This window comes from Marinobacter suaedae (assembly GCF_030519635.1).
GTDB classification, from domain to species: Bacteria; Pseudomonadota; Gammaproteobacteria; order Pseudomonadales; family Oleiphilaceae; genus Marinobacter; species Marinobacter suaedae.
Window position 1 is genome coordinate 1,480,766 of sequence record NZ_JAUMIS010000001.1, and the last position, 22,196, is coordinate 1,502,961.

Genomic DNA, 22,196 nt, shown 5'->3' on the forward strand with positions numbered 1-22,196 from the left:
GGCGACTGCCCGGTGGGCTAACATGCACCGGTTTTAGTGCACATCCACCTCGATGGCCTTGGGTTCCTTTGGCTCCGCTTTCTGCAGGGTCAGGGTCAGCAGGCCATCCTTGAAGGCCGCCTTCACACTGTTTTCATCCACGTTGTCGGGCAGTGTGAAGCGCCGCAGGAAGCTGCCGTAATAGCGCTCTACCCGGTGCAGCTTCTTGTCTGAGGATTCCTCCTCATGCTTGCGTTCACCCTCAATGCTCAGCACACCGTCGTGGACGGTCACCTTCACATCCTTGCGATCCATGCCTGGGAGCTCGGCCTCGATGGTGAAGGCTTCCGGTGTTTCCTTGATGTCCACTGCCGGTGCCCAGTCGCTGCGGCTGAACACGTCTTTGCTTTCTCCGCCGGAGCGGGACAGTCCGAAGACCCGGTTGTACCGGTTCATCAAATCCTCGAACTCATTGATTGGATTCCAACGGGCTACATTGCTCATGGGATACCCTCCTCTTCACGAATACGAATCTGAACGGTGTTGTCTCAGCTTCGCTCGCGGAACAGCTCCAACCGGTGGCGCCGGGGCCGGATGGTTATCCGTGAACTTCTGCTATTCAGGAATGTAGGTTCACCCAATCGCTTTTCAAGAGTCGAGTGATCAAATTTTGATCTGGGTCAGTTGTCGTTCTCTGACAGGTACTCGTCTTTCAGCTTGACGTAATTGGCGGCGGTGTAGGTGAAGAAAGAGCATTCTTTGTCGGTCAGCGGACGGGCCTCCTTGCAGGGTGAGCCCACGTACAGATGGCCGGATTTCAGTACCTTGCCCGGTGGCACCAGGCAGCCAGCAGCGACAATCACCTCGTCCTCAACCACCGCGCCGTCCATGATGATGCAGCCCATGCCCACCAGCACCCGGCTGCCTATGGTGCAGCCGTGCAGCAGGGCCTTGTGGCCGATGGTCACGTCATCGCCGATGGTGAGCGGGTGTCCGCCGGGGTTGAAGTCGCTGGCGTGGGTAATATGCAGCACGGAGCCATCCTGTACGCTGCAACGGTCACCAATACGGATGCGGTGCATATCGCCCCGGACCACGGTCATCGGCCAAATCGAGCAGTCATCGCCGGTTTTGACATCGCCAATCACCACTGCACTGGGATCTATCCACGCGCGTTCGCCGAATTGTGGCGTGTTACCCTTGTGAGAACGTACATTCGTCATTACATATACCCGTTAGAAGAATGAATTACCGGGAGGCTCCCACCCCATCGGAGTCGCCTGAAACTACCTTAGACAAACATTGCTGAGAAGGGGGCCTATGAACAACCCGTTACTGTCTGATGATCTGTTGCCGAAGTTCAGCCATGTCCGCACCGAGCACATGGAGCCGGCCATCGACCAGATTCTCAGCGAGAACCGCATGAAGATTCAGCAGCTGGCCGAGCAGGAGGAACCCTCCTGGGACACCCTCGCCCAGCCCATGCAGGCGCTGGACGATAGACTCAGCAACGCCTGGTCGGTGATTTCCCATCTCAACGGTGTGATGAACACCGATGAGCTGCGGGCAGTGTACAAAAAGTGCTTGGAGAAACTCACCGAATACAGCACCGAGATCAGCCAGAACGAAGCCCTGTGCAACGCCTATAAAAAACTGGCGGCGCGCGATGACTTTAAAGATCTGAGCGAAGCCCAGCGCAAGTCGGTGGAAAACACCCTGCGGGATTTCCACCTGGGCGGTGTGGACCTGCCCGAGGACAAGAAAAAGCGCTATGCGGACCTGTCCCGGGAACTGGCGGAACTGTCCAACAAGTTCAGTGACAACGTCTTGGACGCGACACAGCACTGGTACAAGCACATCACCGACGCCTCCGAACTGGCGGGCGTGCCCGAAAGCGCCCTGGAAGGGGCCAAGCAGGCCGCCGCCCAGAAAGACCTGGAAGGCTACGTGATTACCCTGGACTTCCCCAGCTTCTACCCGGTGATGACCTACTGCGACAACCGCGAACTGCGCCGTGAAGTCTACGAGGCCTTTGTGACCCGAGCCTCCGACCAGGGCCCGGATGCCGGTACCTGGGACAACACGCCGGTGATGGCGGAAATCCTGAAGCGCCGGCACGCCCTGGCCCAGTTGTTGGGTTTCGACAACTACGCCGAGCGTTCCCTGGCCACCAAGATGGCCCGCAGCGTGGATGAAGTGCTTGGCTTCCTGAATCAGCTTGCGGCCAAGGCCAAGCCGGTGGCGGAGAAAGAATACGCCGAACTGAAAGCCTTTGCCCGGCAGGAACACGGTCTCGAGGATTTGCACGCCTGGGACGTGGGCTATTACAGCGAGAAGCTCCGCCAGAAACAGTACGACATTTCCCCGGAAACCCTGCGCCCCTGGTTCCCTGTGGATAAAGTGATTCCCGGCCTGTTCCGTGTGGCGGAAAAACTGTTCGGCGTTCAGATTGAGGCGCGCCCGGACGTCGAAACCTGGCATGAGGACGCAACCGCCTACTGCATCAGTAAACACGGTGAGCCGGTGGCCTGGTTCTACCTGGACCTCTTCGCCCGTCAGGGCAAGCGTGGTGGCGCCTGGATGGCCGACTGCCGGGTACGCTGGCGCAATCAGAAAGGCACGCTGCAGTTGCCGGTGGCCTTCCTGTCCTGTAATTTCACGCCCCCGGTCAACGGCAAGCCGTCCCTGCTGACCCACGATGAGGTCACGACCCTGTTCCACGAGTTCGGCCACGGTCTGCACCATATGCTCACCCAGGTAGAGGTGCTGGATGTGTCTGGCATCAATGGCGTGGCCTGGGACGCGGTGGAGCTGCCCAGCCAGTTCCTGGAAAACTGGTGCTGGAACCCGGAATCCCTGGCGCTGATCGCGTCGCACCATGAAACCGGTGAGCCACTGCCGGAAGATCTGCTACAGAAGTTGCTGGCGGCGAAGAACTTCCAGTCCGGCATGGGCATGGTACGCCAGCTGGAGTTCTCCCTGTTCGATTTCCGCCTGCACGCGGAGTTCACTGAGCAGGCGCCGACCAATCCACTGGATATGCATCGCCAGGTCCGTGAGGAAATCGCCGTGGTGGAAGCGCCGGAATTCAACCGCTTCCCCAATGCCTTCTCCCACATCTTTGCCGGTGGCTATGCCGCGGGTTACTACAGCTACAAGTGGGCGGAAGTGCTGGCGGCGGATGCGTTCTCCCTGTTCGAGGAAAACGGCATCTTTGATCCGGACACCGGCAAGGCCTTCCTGGAAAACATCCTGGAAAAAGGTGGCTCCCAGGAGCCCATGGAGTTGTTCAAGGCCTTCCGGGGCCGTGAACCCGAGGTGGATGCCCTGCTCAAACAATCCGGCATCACGGACGAGGCCGCCTGATCCCCTGTATACCGGCAGTCGTAATGACTGCCGGTGAATGTATTACGGAGTAAGTTATGCCGAGTCCCAAGCGCTTTATTGCTGGCGCCGTTTGTCCCCGCTGTGCGGAGATGGACAAGATCAAGATGCACACCACGGACGAGGGCAATCAGGTGCGCGAGTGTGTGGCCTGTGGATTTTCCGATGCGGTGTCCGAGCAGAAAGAGCCGCAGGTGCCGGAGCTGGAAACCCGGGTGAACAAGCGCACCAACACCGATGACCATACGGTTCAGCAGGTGGTGTTTTTCAAGGCGGGGCAGGAGGACTGACCGCTTTCTAGCGTTATTGGTTTGGGGCGGCGAGGGCCTGGACGGCCTTTTCTTGCGGGAAAAGAACTCGCTGCGCTCAGACAACTTTCCCTTCAGAAAAGACCGTCCAGACCCTCTCGATCTGGTTTTTCGTTTTTCTTCCAAAGCACGAAACTAAAAGTGAGGCCGGCCTCAGGGTTAGGTTGCTCCGTTCAAAATACCTCTATATAGTGCCTCTATCCTTGGTTAGACACCATATGTTGTTTTGTGAGCAGCTTGGTGTCGGGAATCCGGTGAGAATCCGGAACTGACGCGCAGCGGTATTGGGGAACGAGCGTGGCATGAAGACACTGGCGCAAGCCGGGAAGTCGCCACGCAAGGCCGAATCGAACGATTCACGCCCCTGAGTCCGAAGACCTGCCAGGGATACGAACTGCACCTTCGCGACTCAGGGTGAGCAGACCGGTTATCCCCAGCCGTTTTTACGGCGTGGTGTGCCCCTGCGTACGCGATGGTGAAGGAACCTAACGCGTATTCAGGAGTGAACGCATGTCCAGCTCAGCCCTGGCGGAATCACAGCCGCCCTATTCATCCGACACCGAAACCCTGCAGGTCATCAAGCGCAACGGTACCCCCGTTGGCTTTGATCCAGCCAAGATCACGGTCGCCGTCACCAGAGCCTTCCTGGCCGTGGAGGGCGACCAGGCCGCCGGCTCTGCCCGTATTCACGATGTTGTCGAGCGGGTTACCGGTCAGGTTGTCCAGGCCATTGGCCGCCGTTTGAAAGCCGGTGGCAAGGCCCACATCGAAGACATTCAGGATCAGGTGGAACTGGCGCTGATGCGGGCGGAGGAGCAGAAAGTCGCCCGCGCCTATGTGCTTTACCGGGAAGAGCATGCCCGGCAGCGGGCCCATGACCTTCCGGTCGAAGCTCACCCCCACCTGACGATCACAACGGCGAGTGGCACAAAGGCGCCGCTGGATCTGGGGCTGATGAAACGACAGGTGGAACAGGCTGCCCATGGTCTGGATGGCATTGACGGGGATTCACTGGTCGAAGATGCACTGACCAACCTGTACGACGGCATCGTCGAGCAAGACGTGCTCTCTGCCCTGGTGATGACCGCCCGCAGTCGCATCGAACAGGAGCCCGATTACAGCGCGGTCACCGCACGCCTGCTGCTGGAACAGTTACGGCTGGAAAGTGCCCGGGCTCTGGATCTTTCCACAACTCTGCCCCTGGCAGAGCTTTATCCACAGGCTCTGAGCACATTCATCGCGGCGGGTATCCGTTACGAGTTGCTGGATGAAGCCCTGGCTGCCTTTGACCTGGAGCGTCTGGGCGCGGCCCTGCAATCGGAGCGGGATCTGCAGTTCGGGTTCCTTGGCCTGCAGACCCTGTACGATCGCTACTTCCTGCACTGGAACAACGCCCGCCTGGAGCTGCCCCAGGTGTTCTTCATGCGGGTGGCTATGGGGCTGGCTCTGCGGGAGGATGACCCGAACGCCCGCGCCATCGAGTTCTATAACCTGTTGTCCTCGTTCGACTACATGGCCTCCACGCCCACCCTGTTCAACAGTGGCACCCGGCACTCCCAGCTCTCTTCCTGCTACCTGACCACCGTGGGCGACGACCTGTCCGACATCTATGGGGCCATCCGCGACAACGCCCTGCTCTCCAAATGGGCCGGTGGCCTGGGCAACGACTGGACGCCGGTCCGGGCACTGGGCTCCCACATCAAAGGGACCAACGGCCAGAGCCAGGGCGTGGTGCCGTTTCTGAAGGTGGTGAACGATACCGCCGTGGCGGTGAACCAGGGGGGCAAACGGAAGGGAGCGGTGTGCGCCTACCTGGAAAGCTGGCATCTGGATATCGAGGAATTCCTGGAGCTGCGCAAGAACACCGGGGACGAACGCCGCCGGACCCATGACATGAACACCGCCAACTGGGTGCCGGATCTGCTCATCGAACGCATGCGTGAGGACCGGGACTGGACCCTGTTCTCCCCCAGCGACGTAGCGGATTTGCACGACCTGTACGGCAATGACTTCAGGGAACGTTACGAGCACTATGAAGCGCTGGCGGAACAGGGCGAGATCACTCTGTTCAGGAAACTTCCGGCCAAGCAGCTCTGGCGCAAGATGCTCACTGTGCTGTTTGAAACCGGCCATCCGTGGATCACCTTCAAGGACCCCTGCAACCTGCGATCGCCCCAGCAGCACCGGGGCGTGGTGCACAGCTCCAACCTGTGTACCGAAATCACCCTGAACACCAGTGCCGAGGAGATCGCCGTGTGCAACCTCGGCTCGGTGAATCTGGCGACCCACATCGCCAATGGCGAGCTCGATGTGGAGAGACTGGAGCGCACCGTGAACACCGCAGTACGCATGCTCGATAACGTTATCGACATCAACTATTACGCGGTACCCCAGGCGCGCCATTCGAACCTCAGGCATCGCCCGGTCGGCCTCGGCCTGATGGGTTTTCAGGATGCGCTCTATATGCTCGGCCTGCCCTACACCAGCCGTGAAGCGGTGGAGTTTGCGGATGTGGCCATGGAACAGCTCAGCTACTTCGCCATCCGCGCTTCGGCCAACCTGGCGGTCGAGCGGGGGGCTTACGAGAGTTATGAGGGTTCCCTCTGGCACCAGGGCATCCTGCCCATCAACTCCATTCGGCTGCTGAAGGAAGCCCGCCGGGAAAGTGACCTGAAACTCGATACCAGCACCCGGCTGGACTGGACGCCCGTGCGTGAGCTGATCGCCCGGTACGGCATGCGCAACAGTAACGTCATGGCCATCGCGCCCACGGCCACCATCTCCAACATCGTCGGAGTGTCCCAGTCCATTGAACCCGCCTACCAGAACCTGTTCGTGAAATCGAACCTGTCCGGCGAGTTCACGGTGGTGAACCCGTCCCTGGTGCGAGACCTGAAAGCCGAGGGTTTGTGGGACAAGGTCATGGTCAACGACCTCAAGTATTTCGATGGCTCCGTGCAGCAGATTGACCGCGTCCCGGATGAACTAAAGGCCCGTTACGCCACCGCCTTCGAAATCGATGCCCGATGGCTGGTGGAAGCCGCCGCCCGCCGTCAGAAATGGCTGGATCAGGCCCAGAGCCTGAACCTGTACATGGCCGAACCCAACGGCAAGAAACTGGATGCGTTGTACCAGCTGGCTTGGGAGCGAGGCCTGAAAACCACCTATTACCTGCGCTCGTTGGGCGCCACCGGTGCTGAGAAATCCGCCCCGGTACAGGCCGCTCCGGCGCCGCAGGTGTGCTCCATCGACAATCCGGACTGCGAGGCATGTCAGTAAGCCGTTTCCTGTTAGGAGCAGGCGGTCTGATTTCTGAGCCCGAATCAGACCGGGGGCTCTTTCGGGACACGCCCACGAGTACGTCCCTGTAGGGCTCGACGCTGGCCGTCCATGGCCAGAGACGGTCCCGAAAGAGCCCCCGGCCCGCTTCTTCGGACATCACAGTTACCGCGTAAATGTCAGAAACATATCATTGAGGACGAATACCATGCTCGATTGGAACGACGACGCCACCGCCACAAAACCCAACGCTAGCCAACCCGGCGGACCGCACCCTGTCAACGTTGACGACAAACGGGTGATCAACGGCGACACCGACATCAACCAGCTCGCACCGTTCAAGTATCCCTGGGCCTGGGAGTACTTCATGAACGCCAACAAAAACCACTGGACCCCACTGGACGTGAACATGGCCCCGGACGTTCACGACTACCACCACCGCCTCACCGATGCGGAAAAGCACGTGTATGAAAATGTACTGGCCTACCTCACCACCTCCGACATCCTGGCCATGCGCAACATCGGCCTGGCGGTCATGGAAAAGATGAGCGCGCCGGAACTGCAGATCTACCAGGCCCGGCAGGTGTACGAGGAAGCCATGCACACCTGGGCCTACCAGCATTGCATCGAAACCCTGAATCTGGACCAGAGCGAGATCTACAACCGCTACCGGGTGGTGCCCGCGATCAACGGCAAGATCCAGATTGCCAACCGCCGGCTGGACGCCGCCATGCGCCCGGACATGAACCTGCGCAACCGGGACGACCTGCAGCAATTCATCATGTCCTACCTGTTCTTTGCGGCTGTCTTCGAGGGTACCTGGTTTTACAACGGCTTCAGCCCCATCTTCGCCCTGCAGCGCCGGGGTCTGATGCGAGGCACCGGCGAGCAGCTGCAGTACATTCTGCGGGACGAGGCCATGCACTTCTCCTTCGGACTGAAAGTCGTCAACCAGATCGTCGAGGAAGAAAACATCCGCTTCGACCCGCAGGCCGTGCGCGCCATGTGGGACGAGTCCGAAGCGGCGGAAACCGCCTACGCCAGCTACATCCTGCGGGAACCGATCCTGGGTTATTCCGCCGAGTACCACAGCGAACAGTTCCGCTTCGTGGCCAACCGGCGGGCCCGGACCGTCGGCCTGGACGAGCCGTTCCCGGGCGCGAAGAACGTCTCGCCCTGGCTGGATGAGCAGGCGGCCTTGCGAAAGGAAAAGAACTTCTTTGAAACCCGGGTGATCGAATACCAGACCGGTGCGCAGCTGCAGTGGTAGCTCCCTGAACCTCGCGCAGCCTGCACCGGGCAAGCTGCGCGTATTGACTCAGACTTGATGGATTAAAGCACCATGGCCGCCAGCCAACCGAAGCCCCAGCGTCGCGCCACCGCCCAGCCCGTTTCAGGCGTCTCCTATCCGTGCGAAGCGGGGCACCTGTTCGCCTGCCAGTTCCACGGTTTCCCGAAACATGGCCAGAGGGCGAACCCAAAGGCTGAAGTCACCGTATAAACAGCGGTATACAACAAGCCACTCCTCGGTTTCACTGTGCCGGGCCAATTCAATGACCTGGTAATCCCTGCCCTTGTAGTGCCGGTAGCGTCCGGGCTCCAAACTGGGCTTGTGGTCGTTCATAAGTCATCCCTCTGCCAGTTGGTGGATGGTGTCGGATGTCGGACGGGGGTACGCGTAAGCGTCTAGACTTAGGGGTGTTTCCTAGATGTGTCGAATTTCTGTTCAGGCCTTCGGAAGTGTAGTCCAAGTGGTTGGGCCGTAAAACCGGAAACTGAATATGAAGCAACCTGTTGCCTCCTGGCCATGGTTCACAGTGGTTGTGCTCCTGCTTCTGGGCACCGTTCGGCAGGCGTTTGCAATCGATCATTATGCCTGGCTGGCGGACGATGCCGACGGACTCACCATTGAACAGGTGATGGCACTGGACGAGAGCCACTGGCAAAGCGCCAACCTGGACCACGTGCTGAACCTGGGGCTCAGGGAGGACGCGGTCTGGGTACGGGTGCCGGTGCCACAAGATCCGGCGCTGCGAATCCTGGAGGTCGGATACCCGCTGCTGGACGAGGTGGATATCTACTGGTCCGCCAACAACCATGTCCTTTTGCGTTATCTCACGGGGGACGCCCGACCTTTCAACAGCCGTCCCCTTCGGCACCGGAACTTTGCCTTACCGATTCCCATCGTTGAAGAATCACTGACCGCGTACATCCGGGTGCGTAGCGAGGGCATTCTGCAGATTCCCCTGAATCTGCTAACCCCGGAAGAGTTTATCTCCGCCGAGCAGGTGTCCTATGGCTGGCAGGCCATGTTTGTCGGTTTCATCGCGGCCCTCGCCCTGTTCAATCTGCTGTTGTTCCAGATTGTTCGCCAGCCTACCTACCCCTGGCTGGTACTGACACTGCTGTCCGCCGGTCTGGTGCATCTGCATCTGCATGGTTTGCTGTTCCAGTGGGTATGGCCCGGGGCTCCCTCCATCAACCGCTATTTCACCGGGCTAATCATCGGCGTGGCTCTGTTTTCCGCGACCATGTTCACAATTCGCTTCCTGTCCGTTCGCCAATACAGTGCGATGGGCTATCGGATCCTGCTTCTGGTACTTGCAGGAGCCATCCTCAGCGTGGCTATTGGTATGGCGGGGTACTACCGGGAAGGCATATTTATGGCCTCGCTGATTACCGCCGTGGGCATGCCGGCGGCCTGGGTGATCGGGATGTATTTTTGGGCCCAGAAGCGGCGGGCGGCCGGCTTTTTCGTTCTGGCCTGGACGCCCCTTCTGGTGGGCCACCTGATTCTGGCGGCCCATCAGTTTGGCTACCTGACGCCCTCCTTTCTCACGGAAGCAGGGCCCCAGATCGGGGTCGCTCTGGAAGTTATCCTGTTGTCTTTTGCCCTGGCCCACCGGGTGCACCTGGAGCGGCGTCGCCGGCTGAAAGCGCAGGGAAGGGCGCTGGATGCCCAGAAGCAGACCAACCGAAACCTGGAGGAACGGGTTCGGGAGCGTACGGAGGAGCTGGAACTGGCCAATGAACGCCTGCGAACCATCAGCCTGACCGATGGATTGACGCAGCTGGCCAACCGTCGCCAGTTCGATGAGCAGCTGACGGAGGAATGGGGCCGGGCTGTTCGTCACGGGCAACCGGTGAGTCTGCTATTGCTGGATGTGGATCACTTCAAATCTATCAACGACCGCTATGGCCATCCTGTCGGTGATGATTGCCTGATCACGGTGGCGGCCATTTGCGCCAGTGAAATAAAGCGCTCGGGAGACCTGCTGGCCCGCTACGGCGGGGAGGAGTTCAGTGTGCTGTTGCCTTCCACGACCGAAGAGGGCGCGGTGCAGGTGGCAGAGCGCCTGCGGGAAGCCATCGAAATGGCCACCGTCCGTCCGTTAAGCGAGGACGATGTGGTGATCGCGCTGACAGCGAGTTTGGGGGTGGCGACCATGGTGCCGGTCCGAGACGAAAGCCCGGATGAGCTGATACGGCGAGCTGATGTGGCGTTATATGCGGCCAAACGGGATGGCCGCAATCGCGTCATGTCTCACGGTGCGCTTCAGGCTGCGGCGCCTGTGACGTCTGAACACGACCCCGGTATTTATTAACCTCCCTGGATCCCGACCATGGCGGTGGTTCCTGGCCGTTGTCCATTCTCGACCTCAGTTCGGATCAGTTTTTCAGTTTATAGCGGCCAGGGCCGAGGAAAATCAGTGCGATGGCAGTAAACAGGAAGAACCCCTGCAGCTCCAGCGCCCAACCGCCACCGCGCCCCAGCGACAGTAGCTGATGGCTGTGCACCAGTGCGATGGCAACCAGCATATTGAACACGATGAGCAACGCACCAATTCGGGTGTGGTAGCCCAGAATGATCATCAGAGGAGCGATCAGTTCGCCAATGAAGACGCCGTAGGCCAGGAAAGCAGGCAGCCCATGACTGGCTAGCTCACCCTCGATAAAGCCGACTCCGTTCAGCAGCTTGGCGATGCCGTGGAACAGCATCAGCCCGCCAACGGTCAGACGAATAAACAGTTTTCCCAGATCGGCATTTTCAAGCAAGGTCAGAGTCTCCCGGAACCAGTGTATCGGAAAGCCGCAAGCATACCGGTTGGCTGGTCAGGATCAAAGGTTTCTGAAGGCGGTGGGAATCAGATCAGGCCGGAGCGCAGGGCAAAGCGGATGTGGTTCCGGGCTAGCAGGTTTTCCCAGTACTGGCGCATCCAGTTCCAGGCTGCGTTGTTGGCCTGCTGGACAAAAGGGTCCAGGTTCAGGTGGTAATAATCGGGCGTGCCGGCGATCTGCATCACGGTCAGCGCGATGGAATCGTCCAGTTCGTTGGCAAAGGGTTCGCCAATCAGTTCGTGAGCCAGCAGGTTTGCCCGGGTCGCCTCCACATCCACCAGATCGGCGGCACGGATGGACCGGTTGTTCTCGTACATCTCTTCCATCAGGCGATGGCACAGATAGGCGCGAATGAGCAGGCCATCCAGACCATCGTAGCGAAGAAGTAACACGGAGGGCTGGGTGAAATACTGGGTGGCGGTTTCGATAAACGGTTCAAACAGCTCCAGGGAACCCGCTTCCTGGGCGCAGGCGTGCACGCATTCGATCAGCCGTGGGGCCATCTCGATATACTCGACAGCAAACTGGAACAGGCAGGTCGCAGGCTGGTAGCCCTCAATCACGATGGATGAGGGGAGGTCGACGGCTTTCTCCCGCAGTTGCTTGAGGAAGGTGCCGGACCGTGCCTCCTTGCGCCTGGCCTGATCAATGATTTCTAAAACGACCTGTGGTGTCATTTCAGGAGATGCCGGTGTATGAGCTATTTGAGGTCGCAAGGTGCTTCCCGTTCTCTTTTATGGATGTCAGGCACGGCAATCGGGCCTTTACTGCCCGGTTAACAATCCCGGCGGCCCTGTCTTTTCTGACAGTGTAGCCAACAATTCAGGGCTTGCCGGCGGGTTTGGTAGAAAAACAGGCCACAAATGTTACGGGTTTGTGACATTGTCAGCGAGTTTGAAACCAACCCCCTGTTTTCGTGTAGGACCAGCATAACCATCCCATACTGAGAGCCCGGGCCAGCATCAGACAGATCAGGGAGAACCAGAGTCCATGGTTACCCCAGCCCGTGGTCAGCCACCACACCGGCAGGAAAACCCCGAGGGCGGAAAACAGCATGGTGTTCTGCATGTCCCGGGTGCGGGTGGCACCAATGAACACGCCGTCCAGGAAGAAGCCCCACACCGATGCCATGGGCAACAGCCACAGCCAGGGCAGGTATTGCCACGCGGTCAGGCGGATTTCCTCGATATCAGTCAGCAACGTAATCAGCGGGCGCCCGCCGGCTACGAAGATGACCGTCAGTAGCAATGCGCCCCACAACGACCAGCGCAGCGCACTGCGGAACACCATCCGGAAATGGCGGCGACTGCCCCTGCCAACGGCCTCACCGATCAGTGCTTCGGCGGCATTGGCAAAACCGTCCAGGGCGTTGGAAATTAACAGCAAAAAGGTAATCAGTACGGCGTTGGCGGCCAGGATGGTGTCGCCCTGGCGGGCACCCTGGGCGGTAAAGAAAGCCAGTACCAGCAGCAGGGCAATGGTGCGCACCATGATGTAGCGGTTAACCCGCAGGATCTTCAGGTAGTCAGCCAGTTCCCCCAGCAATGCCCGGGTGAACTGTTGTCCTTCCGGCATGCGGGATAAAACAATAAGGATACCCAGAATCGCCGCGCCATATTCGGCGATGACGGTGGCCATCGCCACGCCCCGGCTGTTCCAGCCAAAGACGGTGACAAACAGCACATCCAGCACAATATTCAGGCCGTTAGCGACAATCAGCATCAACATGGGCCCCCGGGGATACTGGGTGCCGATCAACCAGCCAACCAGCGTGTACTGGCACAGCACGGCAGGCGCGCTCCAGATCCGAATCGCCGCATACTCCGCGGCCAGCTCAGCCACATCCGGACTGGGATTCATCAACGTCAGGCCCAGAGATATCAGCGGCTGGTGAACCAGAATCAGCAGCAGGCCGATACCTACCGCCAGCAGCAGGGAGCGCACCAGCAGGGCCACCTGACCAAATGGATCCCGCTTGCCCCAGGCTTGTGCGGCAAGGCCCGTGGTCCCCATGCGCATAAATCCAAAGGTCCAGTAGAGGATGCTGAACAGGTTGGCACCCACGGCGACGGCACCAAGATATTCAGGACTGTCGAGGTGGCCGAGCACAGCGGTATCCACCAGCCCCAACAAAGGAACCGTCAGGTTGGTCAGCATTAATGGCCATGCCAGGGCCCAGAGTCGCCGGTCTGTCGCTGGCAGGTTTTTCAGCATATTCCTAAACCGAATAAGCAATCCGTTTTTTTATCAATTTTGCGTTTATTAGATTTTTTAGTGTTTTCAAAATCCCTGTCTATACTCAAATTGATGTATCCATAAGTAGGCTTCCACTCTGGTTTTTCCGGTGTGTGCGAACGCTGGTTGAATCGGGGGGATTTTCAAAACCCGACAATAATAACACTCTGTGGAGACACAGTATGCGCGTGCACGCTCAGCGGGCAGGAGCCCTGCTCGGCGGTCTTGCGTTCCCCGCCTGGTCCTTTGCGGACTGGACGCTGAACCTGACCCCGGGGGTTACCAGCACCAGTAATGAAATTTACAGCCTTCACATGATCATTCTCTGGATCTGCGTTGCCATTGGCATCGTGGTGTTCGGAGTCATGTTCTGGTCCATTTTTGCTCACCGGAAATCCCAGGGTCACAAACCTGCGAATTTCCACGAGAACACGTTGGTCGAAATACTCTGGACCGTTATCCCCTTTATCATTCTTGTAGTCATGGCGATCCCCGCCACGGCCACCCTGGTCGACATGTACGACACCGATGAATCGGAAGTCGATATCAAGGTCACCGGCTACCAGTGGAAATGGCAGTACGAATATATAAACGAGGATTTTGGATTCTTCTCTAACCTCTCCACGCCTCGAGCCCAGATCAACAACCAGCAGAAGAAAGGCGAGAACTACCTGCTGGAGGTGGATAACCCCCTGGTGATTCCGGTGGGCAAGAAAGTGCGCTTTCTGCTGACTGCCAACGACGTCATCCATTCCTGGTGGGTGCCGGAGTTTGGTGTGAAGAAAGACGCCATCCCAGGCTTTATCAACGAAACCTGGACCCGGGTGGACAAGCCCGGCATATATCGCGGCCAGTGTACCGAGCTGTGCGGTAAGGACCATGGCTTCATGCCAGTGGTGGTGAAGGCCGTACCGGAAGAAGAGTACACCATGTGGGTGGCCGAGCAGAAAGAAGCTGCTGCCAAAGAGCGTGAGCTGACCCAGAAAGAATGGACCCTCGAAGAGCTGATGGAGCGTGGCGAAACCGCCTACCAGACTGCCTGCGCGGCCTGTCACCAGGCAGATGGTAGCGGTATGCCCCCGGCGTTCCCTGCTCTGAAGGGGAGTCAGATGGTGCTGGAAGATATTGCAGGGCACATCGACATTGTCGTGAACGGCAAGTCGGGTACGGCCATGCAGGCCTTCGGCAACCAGCTGAGCGAGGTGGACCTGGCAGCGGTGATTACCTACGAGCGTAACGCCTGGGGTAATAACACCGGCGACATGGTCACGCCGAAAGAGATTTTTGATTACAAGAACGAGCAGTAATCAACGCCAGATAACAGACATCACCAGCCACGAACAACGGCGGTAACGGGGGTTTTCATGAGTGCGGTCGCAGATACCCACGCCCAGGAGCATCATCACGGTCCAGCCAAAGGCATCAGCCGCTGGCTGCTGACCACCAACCATAAAGACATCGGTACCATGTACCTGGTGTTCAGTTTTGCCATGTTCCTCCTGGGCGGAACCATGGCCATGGTTATTCGAGCAGAACTGTTTCAGCCGGGTTTGCAGATTGTTAACCCGGAATTCTTCAACCAGATGACCACCATGCACGGGCTGATCATGGTGTTCGGCGCGGTCATGCCGGCGTTTGTCGGTCTGGCCAACTGGATGCTACCACTGATGATCGGTGCGCCCGACATGGCCTTGCCACGGATGAACAACTGGAGTTTCTGGTTGTTGCCGTGTGCGTTCCTGATTCTGGTGTCCACCCTGTTCATGGAAGGTGGCGCGCCTAACTTCGGCTGGACCTTCTACGCGCCCCTGTCGACCACCTATGGGCCGCCCAGTACCACGTTCTTTATCTTTGCCGTCCATATCATGGGGATATCCTCCATCATGGGCGCCATCAACGTGATTGCTACCATCCTGAACCTGCGGGCGCCAGGCATGACCCTGATGAAAATGCCCCTGTTCGTCTGGACCTGGCTGATCACCGCCTTCCTGCTGATTGCCGTTATGCCGGTACTGGCCGGGGTGGTCACCATGATGCTGATGGACATCAACTTCGGCACCAGCTTCTTTGATGCCTCCGGTGGTGGTGATCCGGTGCTGTTCCAGCACGTGTTCTGGTTCTTCGGGCATCCCGAGGTTTACATCATGATCCTGCCGGCGTTCGGGGCGGTATCCCACATCATTCCGGCGTTCTCCCGCAAACCACTGTTCGGGTACGCCTCCATGGTGTACGCGGTGGGTGCCATTGCCCTGCTCTCGTTCGTCGTCTGGGCGCACCATATGTTCACCGTGGGTATCCCCATCGCCGGCCAGTTGTTCTTCATGTACGCCACCATGTTGATTGCCGTGCCCACCGGGGTGAAAGTGTTCAACTGGGTCGCCACCATGTTCCGCGGGGCACTGAGCTTTGAGGCGCCCATGTTGTTCGCGGTGGCTTTCGTCATCCTGTTTACCATCGGTGGTTTCTCCGGCCTGATGCTGGCCATCGCGCCGGCGGATTTCCAGTACCATGACACTTACTTCGTGGTGGCTCACTTCCACTATGTCCTGGTACCGGGCGCAATCTTTGGCATTTTTGCTTCGGCGTATTTCTGGCTGCCCAAGTGGACCGGCCACATGTACGACGAAACCCTTGCCAAGACCCATTTCTGGTTGTCATTCGTCGGCATGAACCTGGCCTTCTTCCCCATGCACTTCCTGGGGTTGGCCGGTATGCCGCGGCGGATTCCCGATTACGCGCTTCAGTTTGCTGACTTCAACATGGTATCGAGCGTGGGTGCGTTCATGTTTGGCGCCACCCAGCTCCTTTTCCTGCTGATCGTCGTCAAGTGCGTGCGTGGCGGCAAGAAAGCCTCCGCTAAGCCCTGGGACGGTGCGGAAGGTCTTGAGTGGACGGTCCCGTCGCCGGCGCCTTACCACACCTTCGCCACACCGCCGGAAGTGAAGTAAGGACCTCAGGGGGAGTTATGACTAGCGAGAAACCACAGGCAGGCCCGGCACGTCGAAGCACCACCCGAGTGGTGGGCTGGTGCATGGCCGCCGTGTTGGGGATGTTTGCCTTCGGTTTCGCGCTGGTTCCGTTATACGAGGTGTTTTGCGAAATCACCGGTATCAACGGAAAGACTGGCGGCCGCTATGAGGTAACCGAGGTTTCCGAGGTGGATGTAAACCGCACCGTGGAAGTCCAGTTCCTGGCCCAGAATGGCCCTGACATGCCCTGGGTATTCAAACCCGAGGTTCGCAGCATCAAGGTGCATCCGGGTGAGTCAGTGACCATCAACTATGTAGCGGAAAACCCGACGTCTGAGCCGATGGTCGGCCAGGCGGTGCCCAGTCTGTCTCCCTCTGAAGGTACCCTGTATTTCCACAAGACCGAGTGTTTCTGTTTTAACCAGCAACCCCTGGAAGCGGGTGAACGCACGGAAATGCCTCTGGTGTTCATTGTCGACCGGGAGCTGCCTGAACACATCACCAAGCTGACCCTGTCTTACACGTTGTACGATCAGGGCAAGCCGGTAAAGGTGTCGGCGGGTCAATCGAAAAACACAACAACAAATGAAAACGGCTAAGCCATCGGAGAGTGACATGGCGCAGAACCAGACTTATTACGTTCCGGAACAAAGCAAGTGGCCTATTGTCGCGACGGTGGGCCTGGGGCTGACCCTGTACGGCGTGGCCTCAATTATGGTGAATGGCAAGCAGGGCGAGAGCACCGGCGGCTCCTGGTTCCTGTTCATGGTTGGTGCCGCGATCATGGCCTACATGTTGTTTGGCTGGTTCGGCAACGTCATTCGGGAAAGCCGTTCAGGGCTCTACAGTCCCCAAATGGACCGATCGTTCCGCTGGGGCATGAGCTGGTTCATCTTTTCGGAAGTGATGTTCTTTGCTGCCTTCTTTGGTGCCCTGTTCTATGTTCGGGTATTTGCCGTGCCCTGGCTGGGCGGTGAAGGTGACCGGGGCAGTTCGGCCATGCTGTGGGAAGGGTTTGAAGCCACCTGGCCGCTGATCAACAACCCCAATCCGGAGGCCTATCCTCCGGCTGACAGTGTCATTGGCCCCTGGGGGTTACCGTTAATCAACACCATACTGCTGGTGACCTCGTCGTTCACGGTGACCGTTGCCCACCATGCCTTGAAGGCCGGTAACCGGGAGAAACTGAAGCTCTGGCTCGCTGGCACGATCGCGCTGGCGGTGGTGTTCCTGTTTGTCCAGGGTTACGAGTATATTCACGCCTACCGGGATCTGGATCTGACACTCCAGTCAGGCATCTACGGCAGCACCTTCTTCATGCTGACCGGTTTCCACGGCGCTCACGTGTTCCTCGGCGCCCTGATGCTGACCATCATGCTGATCCGGATCTACAAGGGCCACTTCACCGAGGACAACCACTTCGGGTTCGAAGCGGCTGCCTGGTACTGGCACTTTGTGGACGTGGTCTGGCTGGGATTGTTCGTCTTCGTCTACATCATTTGATCGTAAGGGCTTCAGGGAGTCGGATTCAGCGTCAGGCTCCCTTGCCACACTGCAACGAGAATTATCGCCAGGAGCAGTATGCTGAGCGTCACCCTGAGTGCCAGTGAGTTCACCACCCGATTGGTTTTGCCCCCGTCCTTGATCAGAAAAAACAGGCCGCTGAAAAGACTGACGACGACCGCAAGCATCAGTACCACAATGACAGCTTTAAGCATGGGAACTCCCGGCATTGGATGTGTTGTTGGCGGGTTGTGGGGCATTCGCCCTTCCCACTCACGAAGCACACTATAGCAGAGCATGTCTGAGCGATCGGAACATAAGCGCCAATGGCAGATTGACTGGCGGCTGATGGTGTTTTCCGGTGTTCTGCTGCCGCTGCTGATGGGCCTCGGGTTCTGGCAGCTGGATCGGGCGGGGCAGAAACAGGAGCTGCTGGACCAGTGGCAGCTTGACGTACTGCAGCTGTCCTGGCCTGAACTGGTTGAGCGTGAACTTGAGCCGGGGCGTCCGGTCACACTGGAAGGCCGGTACGACCGCAACAGCTGGCTTCTGGATAATCGAACCCGTGATGGTGTGTCTGGTTATGAGGTACTCACGGTGTTTCATCCAATCGAGGGACCATCGGTGGTCATTAACCGGGGCTGGGTTCAGGCACCCAGGACCCGTGACCAGCTACCGATGGTGGAGGCGCCGGAAGGCATTGTTGCGATCAGGGGCCGACTGAAAGGCTACCCGAATCCTCCAGTGCTTATGGAGGCTTCGGAGCAGGAGCAGGAGCAGGAGCAGGAGCAGAGCTGGCCACGTCGGGTTCAGGCTCTGCCCGGAGAGGCCGCCAGGCGTGTGCAGCCAGATTTACCAGAAGCCATTGTCCGACTGGCGAATCCCAGTGAACCAGGTGCTTTTCGGGCTGATTGGCAACCGGACCGGATGGGACCACAAACCCATTATGGTTATGCGACACAATGGTTTGCCTTGGCGTTGGCTCTCGTGGTATTGACCGTAGTTGCGAGTTATCGAAAGACAGGAGCCAATAATGACAACGACAATGGCTAACCAGGTCTCTGACCAGGAAGGTCCAACTCCAGAGCAGGTTCGTCGCGGCCGGCGTACTGCCATGCTGCTGTTTGGACTTGGTTTTGGACCGATGATCTTTGCCACCATCATGTTCTACACGGGCTGGTTGAATCCCGCCGGTCACACCAACAGCGGCACTCTCGTTCAACCCCCGGTGCCTGTTCAGACCCTTAATCTCGAATCAGCCTCCGGTAAGCCTTTGGCCGATCGCTTCGGCCCGGACAAGGCCGAAGCCAAGTGGATGCTGTTAGTGGTTGCCAACGATTGTGACAGCAGCTGTGAACAGCTCCTGTACCTGACCCGCCAGGTCAATATTGCCCTGGGCAAGAACGCGAACCGGGTTTCCCGGGCAGCGGCACTGGGCACGGTATCGGCCGATCTCGAAACCCGCTGGTCGGAGGAGTACCGGTTGATGGAACGTCTCGCGCCTGTCGGTGGGGGGAAGCCCGCCTGGCCTGAGGCTGTTGATCCGGAAACCGGCTCGTCCATTCTGCTGGTGGATCCTTTCGGTAACGTGATGATGCGCTACGGCACGGATCACACCGGTAAGGACATGCTCAAGGATCTGAAACATCTGCTGAAACTGTCCCAGATCGGATAGTCGCAGGCACGGAGGGAAGGGCTTTGAATCAATCGTTTTCCGTACCTCGCCCGGAAGCACAACCGATGGCGAAATGGGCGCTGGTGGCTGTGGGTCTGGCGGTCGTGGTTATCATGCTGGGCGCCTGGACCCGGCTCGTTCATGCGGGCCTGGGGTGTCCGGACTGGCCCGGCTGCTATGGTTTTTTGACCGTGCCGCAGAGTGAAGCTCACATTGCCATTGCCAACGCCCGTTTTCCGGAAACCCCGGTGGATGTGGAAAAAGGCTGGCCGGAGATGATTCACCGTTATGCCGCCGGGACTCTGGGTCTGGTGGTGTTTGGGCTGGCGGCCTATGCCGTTCGCCATCGAAAGCAGGGGTTACCGGTCAAGCTACCTGTGTTCATTGCCGGTTTTATTGTCCTGCAAGGGGCCTTTGGCATGTGGACCGTGACCCTCAAGCTATGGCCCCAGGTAGTGGCGCTTCACCTGCTCGGCGGGTTCACCACCCTGACCTTGCTTACTCTTCTTACCCTGCGGCTCCGGCGTCTGGCGCGCGGGCGGCCCAGGAGAGACAGCGGAACCCTACCCGGTCGTTTCGGGCCCTGGTTATACACAGGCCTGTTGCTGGTGGTGATGCAGATTGGCCTCGGGGCGTGGACGGCGGCCAATTACGCCGCTGTTGCCTGCACCGATCTGCCAACCTGTCAGGGCCAGTGGTGGCCAGAGGGCATGGACTTCCAGCATGGCTTTGATGTGACCCAGCAGGTGGGACCCAACTACCTGGGAGGTCAACTGACGGCGGATGGTCGGGTGGCTATCCATGTGACCCATCGGGTGGGCGCTATCGTGGTTCTGGGTTATTTCATGGTGTTGCTGGCGGCCATGTGGCGCAGCAGGCGGGAATCCGGCCTGACGGGCTCGATCGGCCTGGTCGCGGGGGTGTTACTTGCCCAGATTGGGCTCGGCCTTGCGAATGTACTGCTCCACATCCCCCTTGGGGTGGCCGTTGCCCACAACGCCATGGGTGCGATTCTGCTGCTTTCCGTGGTGCACCTGATCTGGCGCCATCATTTGCTTAAACAATCCCACACTGCCAGGGTGGCACACACAACAATGATAAATCAGGAGGTTACGGCATGAGCAAATCCGTGGACGCGCTGCCGACCCAAACCGTTGCGAGCGAATCAACGTCTTCCATTACCTGGCGAGATTATCTGGAGCTGACCAAGCCCCGGGTGGTGGCGCTGATGATTCTGACTTCGGTGATCGGGATGATGCTGGCCGTGCCTGGCCTGCCCGGCTGGGAGGTGCTGGTCTACGGCAACCTTGGAATCGCGCTGCTGGCCGGTGCGGCTGCGGTGGTGAACCATGTGGTGGATCAGAAGATTGATACCATCATGGCCCGTACCCGCAAGCGCCCCGTTGCCACCGGGCGGATTGCCCCGGTCGATGCCTTGCTGTTCGCCAGCTTGCTGGCGTGTGTCGGCATGGTGGTACTGATGTGGAAAGTGAATGAGCTGACTGCCTGGCTGACCCTGGCCTCGCTGGTCGGCTATGCCGGTGTCTACACCTTGTTCCTCAAGCGGGCCACGCCCCAGAACATCACCATCGGCGGCCTTGCCGGTGCCATGCCCCCCCTGCTCGGATGGACTGCGGTCACGGGTCAGGTAGAGGGCCACGCCCTGCTGCTGGTGCTGATCATCTTCGCCTGGACGCCACCCCATTTCTGGGCCCTGGCTATCCACCGCAAGGAGGAATACGCACAGGCCGAGATTCCCATGCTGCCGGTTACTCATGGCAACCGTTTTACTGAGTTGCATATCCTGTTGTACACACTCATTCTGCTGGCCGTGAGTCTGCTGCCCTTCGTGACCGGCATGTCCGGAGTCATCTACCTGGTGGGTGCCCTGTTGCTTGGGTTGCGCTTCCTGCACTATGCGGTACGTTTGCTGAAAGGAGACGACCGCCGGGTTGCGTTCAATACCTTCAAATACTCCATTACTTATCTGATGGCATTGTTTGTGGTATTGCTGGTCGACCACTTTGTGTTTTTCTGATTATTGATTCGGGGCCCTGATGAACCGCTCGATCCGCCTGACGTTGTTTGCTTTGCTGCTCCTGGTTGTCCTGGTCTTTGGCATGGCAGTCGGCAGACAGGCATTTCTGGTCGGGGGGCAGGAGCCCGAACCAGCCCCGGTGCTGGCGGAGCTGAACACCTACGTGTACGACCAGCCCCGTGATCTCGTGGAGTTCACCCTGCTCAATGAACAGGGTGAAACCGTGACCCGGGAGAGCCTGAGGGGGCGCTGGACCTTTGCCTTCGTGGGCTACACCAACTGCCCGGATATCTGCCCGGCTGCCATGGCCAACCTGCGCCGGACCAACCAGCTGTTATCGAAAGAGCTGCCTCAGCCGGACTACCTGCTGGTCAGTGCCGACCCGGAGCACGATACCCCCGAAAAACTCAAAGCCTACACCGACTTCTTTGGCCCCAACTTCCATGGCCTGACTGGTGACGTCGACACCCTCCGTTCCCTTGCCAAGAGTCTCAGCGCGGTATTCGTCCACCGGGAGGTCGATGGCGACTTGCTGGTTGACCACAGTGGCCACCTGGCGCTGCTGAACCCGGAGGGACAGCTGGCAGCGGTCATCCAGCCTCCACACCGTCCGGAAGCCCTGGTAGAAGCCTTCGAACGCATCTACGAATGGGCCCGGGATAACCGGCTTGGCGCAAGCAGCTGAGCCAGTTAGACTCGCCTCCATT

21 protein-coding genes and 1 riboswitch are annotated in these 22,196 nt (G+C 58.9%); of the genes, 14 read left to right on the forward strand and 7 right to left on the reverse strand.

Annotated elements, in window-relative coordinates:
- Positions 1-33: 33 nt before the first annotated feature.
- On the reverse strand, positions 34-483 hold the full coding sequence (locus QVZ43_RS06740) for an Hsp20/alpha crystallin family protein (RefSeq protein WP_223795106.1): 450 nt from the start codon (positions 481-483) through the stop codon (positions 34-36).
- Positions 484-659: 176 nt separating this feature from the next.
- Positions 660-1,202: a gamma carbonic anhydrase family protein gene (locus QVZ43_RS06745; protein ID WP_302909327.1), complete on the reverse strand. Its 543-nt coding sequence runs from the start codon at positions 1,200-1,202 to the stop codon at positions 660-662.
- Positions 1,203-1,299: 97 nt separating this feature from the next.
- On the opposite strand from QVZ43_RS06745, the gene prlC reads away from it, so the two are divergent.
- The 4 genes from prlC to QVZ43_RS06765 all read left to right on the forward strand — a co-directional run bounded on the left by prlC (position 1,300) and on the right by QVZ43_RS06765 (position 8,220).
- Positions 1,300-3,345 (forward strand): oligopeptidase A, encoded by a 2,046-nt coding sequence (gene prlC, locus QVZ43_RS06750; protein WP_223795108.1) that lies wholly within the window; start codon positions 1,300-1,302, stop codon positions 3,343-3,345.
- A gap of 56 nt (positions 3,346-3,401) precedes the next feature.
- Positions 3,402-3,653 carry a YheV family putative zinc ribbon protein gene (locus QVZ43_RS06755; protein WP_223795109.1) on the forward strand — a complete coding sequence of 84 codons (252 nt, stop codon included), beginning with the start codon at positions 3,402-3,404 and terminating at the stop codon, positions 3,651-3,653.
- A 205-nt stretch (positions 3,654-3,858) separates the two neighbouring features.
- Positions 3,859-4,071, forward strand: a riboswitch (cobalamin riboswitch).
- A gap of 110 nt (positions 4,072-4,181) precedes the next feature.
- Positions 4,182-6,950: a ribonucleoside-diphosphate reductase subunit alpha gene (locus QVZ43_RS06760; protein WP_302909328.1), complete on the forward strand. Its 2,769-nt coding sequence runs from the start codon at positions 4,182-4,184 to the stop codon at positions 6,948-6,950.
- Positions 6,951-7,158: 208 nt separating this feature from the next.
- Positions 7,159-8,220 carry a ribonucleotide-diphosphate reductase subunit beta gene (locus tag QVZ43_RS06765; RefSeq protein WP_223795111.1) on the forward strand — a complete coding sequence of 354 codons (1,062 nt, stop codon included), beginning with the start codon at positions 7,159-7,161 and terminating at the stop codon, positions 8,218-8,220.
- Positions 8,221-8,343: 123 nt separating this feature from the next.
- On the opposite strand, the gene QVZ43_RS06770 is transcribed toward QVZ43_RS06765, so the two are convergent.
- Positions 8,344-8,574 (reverse strand): DUF1653 domain-containing protein, encoded by a 231-nt coding sequence (locus QVZ43_RS06770; protein ID WP_223795112.1) that lies wholly within the window; start codon positions 8,572-8,574, stop codon positions 8,344-8,346.
- 157 nt (positions 8,575-8,731) lie between these two features.
- Here QVZ43_RS06770 and QVZ43_RS06775 point away from each other — a divergent pair, with 157 nt between their 5' ends.
- Positions 8,732-10,555, forward strand: a complete 1,824-nt coding sequence (locus QVZ43_RS06775; RefSeq protein ID WP_302909329.1) for a diguanylate cyclase — start codon at positions 8,732-8,734, stop codon at positions 10,553-10,555.
- 64 nt (positions 10,556-10,619) lie between these two features.
- On the opposite strand, the gene QVZ43_RS06780 is transcribed toward QVZ43_RS06775, so the two are convergent.
- From QVZ43_RS06780 to QVZ43_RS06790, 3 genes are all read right to left on the reverse strand, one after another.
- On the reverse strand, positions 10,620-11,006 hold the full coding sequence (locus QVZ43_RS06780; RefSeq protein ID WP_302909330.1) for a DoxX family protein: 387 nt from the start codon (positions 11,004-11,006) through the stop codon (positions 10,620-10,622).
- 89 nt (positions 11,007-11,095) lie between these two features.
- Complete coding sequence (locus tag QVZ43_RS06785; RefSeq protein ID WP_223795115.1) at positions 11,096-11,746, reverse strand: hypothetical protein; 651 nt, start codon at positions 11,744-11,746, stop codon at positions 11,096-11,098.
- Between the two features lie 208 nt (positions 11,747-11,954).
- Positions 11,955-13,283 carry an MATE family efflux transporter gene (locus QVZ43_RS06790; protein WP_302909331.1) on the reverse strand — a complete coding sequence of 443 codons (1,329 nt, stop codon included), beginning with the start codon at positions 13,281-13,283 and terminating at the stop codon, positions 11,955-11,957.
- A gap of 203 nt (positions 13,284-13,486) precedes the next feature.
- On the opposite strand from QVZ43_RS06790, the gene coxB reads away from it, so the two are divergent.
- The 4 genes from coxB to QVZ43_RS06810 are packed head-to-tail and all read left to right on the forward strand — an operon-like array spanning position 13,487 to position 17,776.
- Positions 13,487-14,611: a cytochrome c oxidase subunit II gene (gene coxB / locus QVZ43_RS06795; protein ID WP_302909332.1), complete on the forward strand. Its 1,125-nt coding sequence runs from the start codon at positions 13,487-13,489 to the stop codon at positions 14,609-14,611.
- Between the two features lie 57 nt (positions 14,612-14,668).
- Positions 14,669-16,252, forward strand: coding sequence for a cytochrome c oxidase subunit I (gene ctaD / locus QVZ43_RS06800; protein ID WP_223795118.1), 1,584 nt, complete (start codon positions 14,669-14,671; stop codon positions 16,250-16,252).
- Positions 16,253-16,269: 17 nt separating this feature from the next.
- Entirely contained in the window at positions 16,270-16,872 is a 603-nt protein-coding gene (locus QVZ43_RS06805; protein WP_302909333.1) for a cytochrome c oxidase assembly protein, read from the forward strand.
- A gap of 16 nt (positions 16,873-16,888) precedes the next feature.
- Entirely contained in the window at positions 16,889-17,776 is an 888-nt protein-coding gene (locus tag QVZ43_RS06810) for a cytochrome c oxidase subunit 3 (protein ID WP_223795120.1), read from the forward strand.
- A gap of 11 nt (positions 17,777-17,787) precedes the next feature.
- On the opposite strand, the gene QVZ43_RS06815 is transcribed toward QVZ43_RS06810, so the two are convergent.
- The gene (locus QVZ43_RS06815; RefSeq protein WP_223795121.1) at positions 17,788-17,991 is read right to left on the reverse strand and encodes a twin transmembrane helix small protein; all 204 of its coding nucleotides are present in this window, start codon (positions 17,989-17,991) and stop codon (positions 17,788-17,790) included.
- Between the two features lie 82 nt (positions 17,992-18,073).
- Between QVZ43_RS06815 and QVZ43_RS06820 the strand changes: the two genes are divergently transcribed.
- From QVZ43_RS06820 to QVZ43_RS06840, 5 genes are all read left to right on the forward strand, one after another.
- Complete coding sequence (locus QVZ43_RS06820) at positions 18,074-18,829, forward strand: SURF1 family protein (RefSeq protein ID WP_302909334.1); 756 nt, start codon at positions 18,074-18,076, stop codon at positions 18,827-18,829.
- Positions 18,810-19,451, forward strand: coding sequence for a hypothetical protein (locus QVZ43_RS06825; protein ID WP_302909335.1), 642 nt, complete (start codon positions 18,810-18,812; stop codon positions 19,449-19,451). Before QVZ43_RS06820 ends, QVZ43_RS06825 begins: the two co-directional genes overlap by 20 nt.
- Positions 19,452-19,516: 65 nt before the next feature.
- Positions 19,517-20,572, forward strand: a complete 1,056-nt coding sequence (locus QVZ43_RS06830; RefSeq protein ID WP_302909656.1) for a COX15/CtaA family protein — start codon at positions 19,517-19,519, stop codon at positions 20,570-20,572.
- On the forward strand, positions 20,569-21,489 hold the full coding sequence (gene cyoE, locus QVZ43_RS06835) for a heme o synthase (protein WP_223795124.1): 921 nt from the start codon (positions 20,569-20,571) through the stop codon (positions 21,487-21,489). The genes QVZ43_RS06830 and cyoE overlap by 4 nt, the downstream gene beginning before the upstream one ends.
- Before the next feature lie 19 nt (positions 21,490-21,508).
- Positions 21,509-22,174, forward strand: coding sequence for an SCO family protein (locus QVZ43_RS06840; RefSeq protein WP_302909336.1), 666 nt, complete (start codon positions 21,509-21,511; stop codon positions 22,172-22,174).
- Positions 22,175-22,196 lie beyond the last annotated feature (22 nt).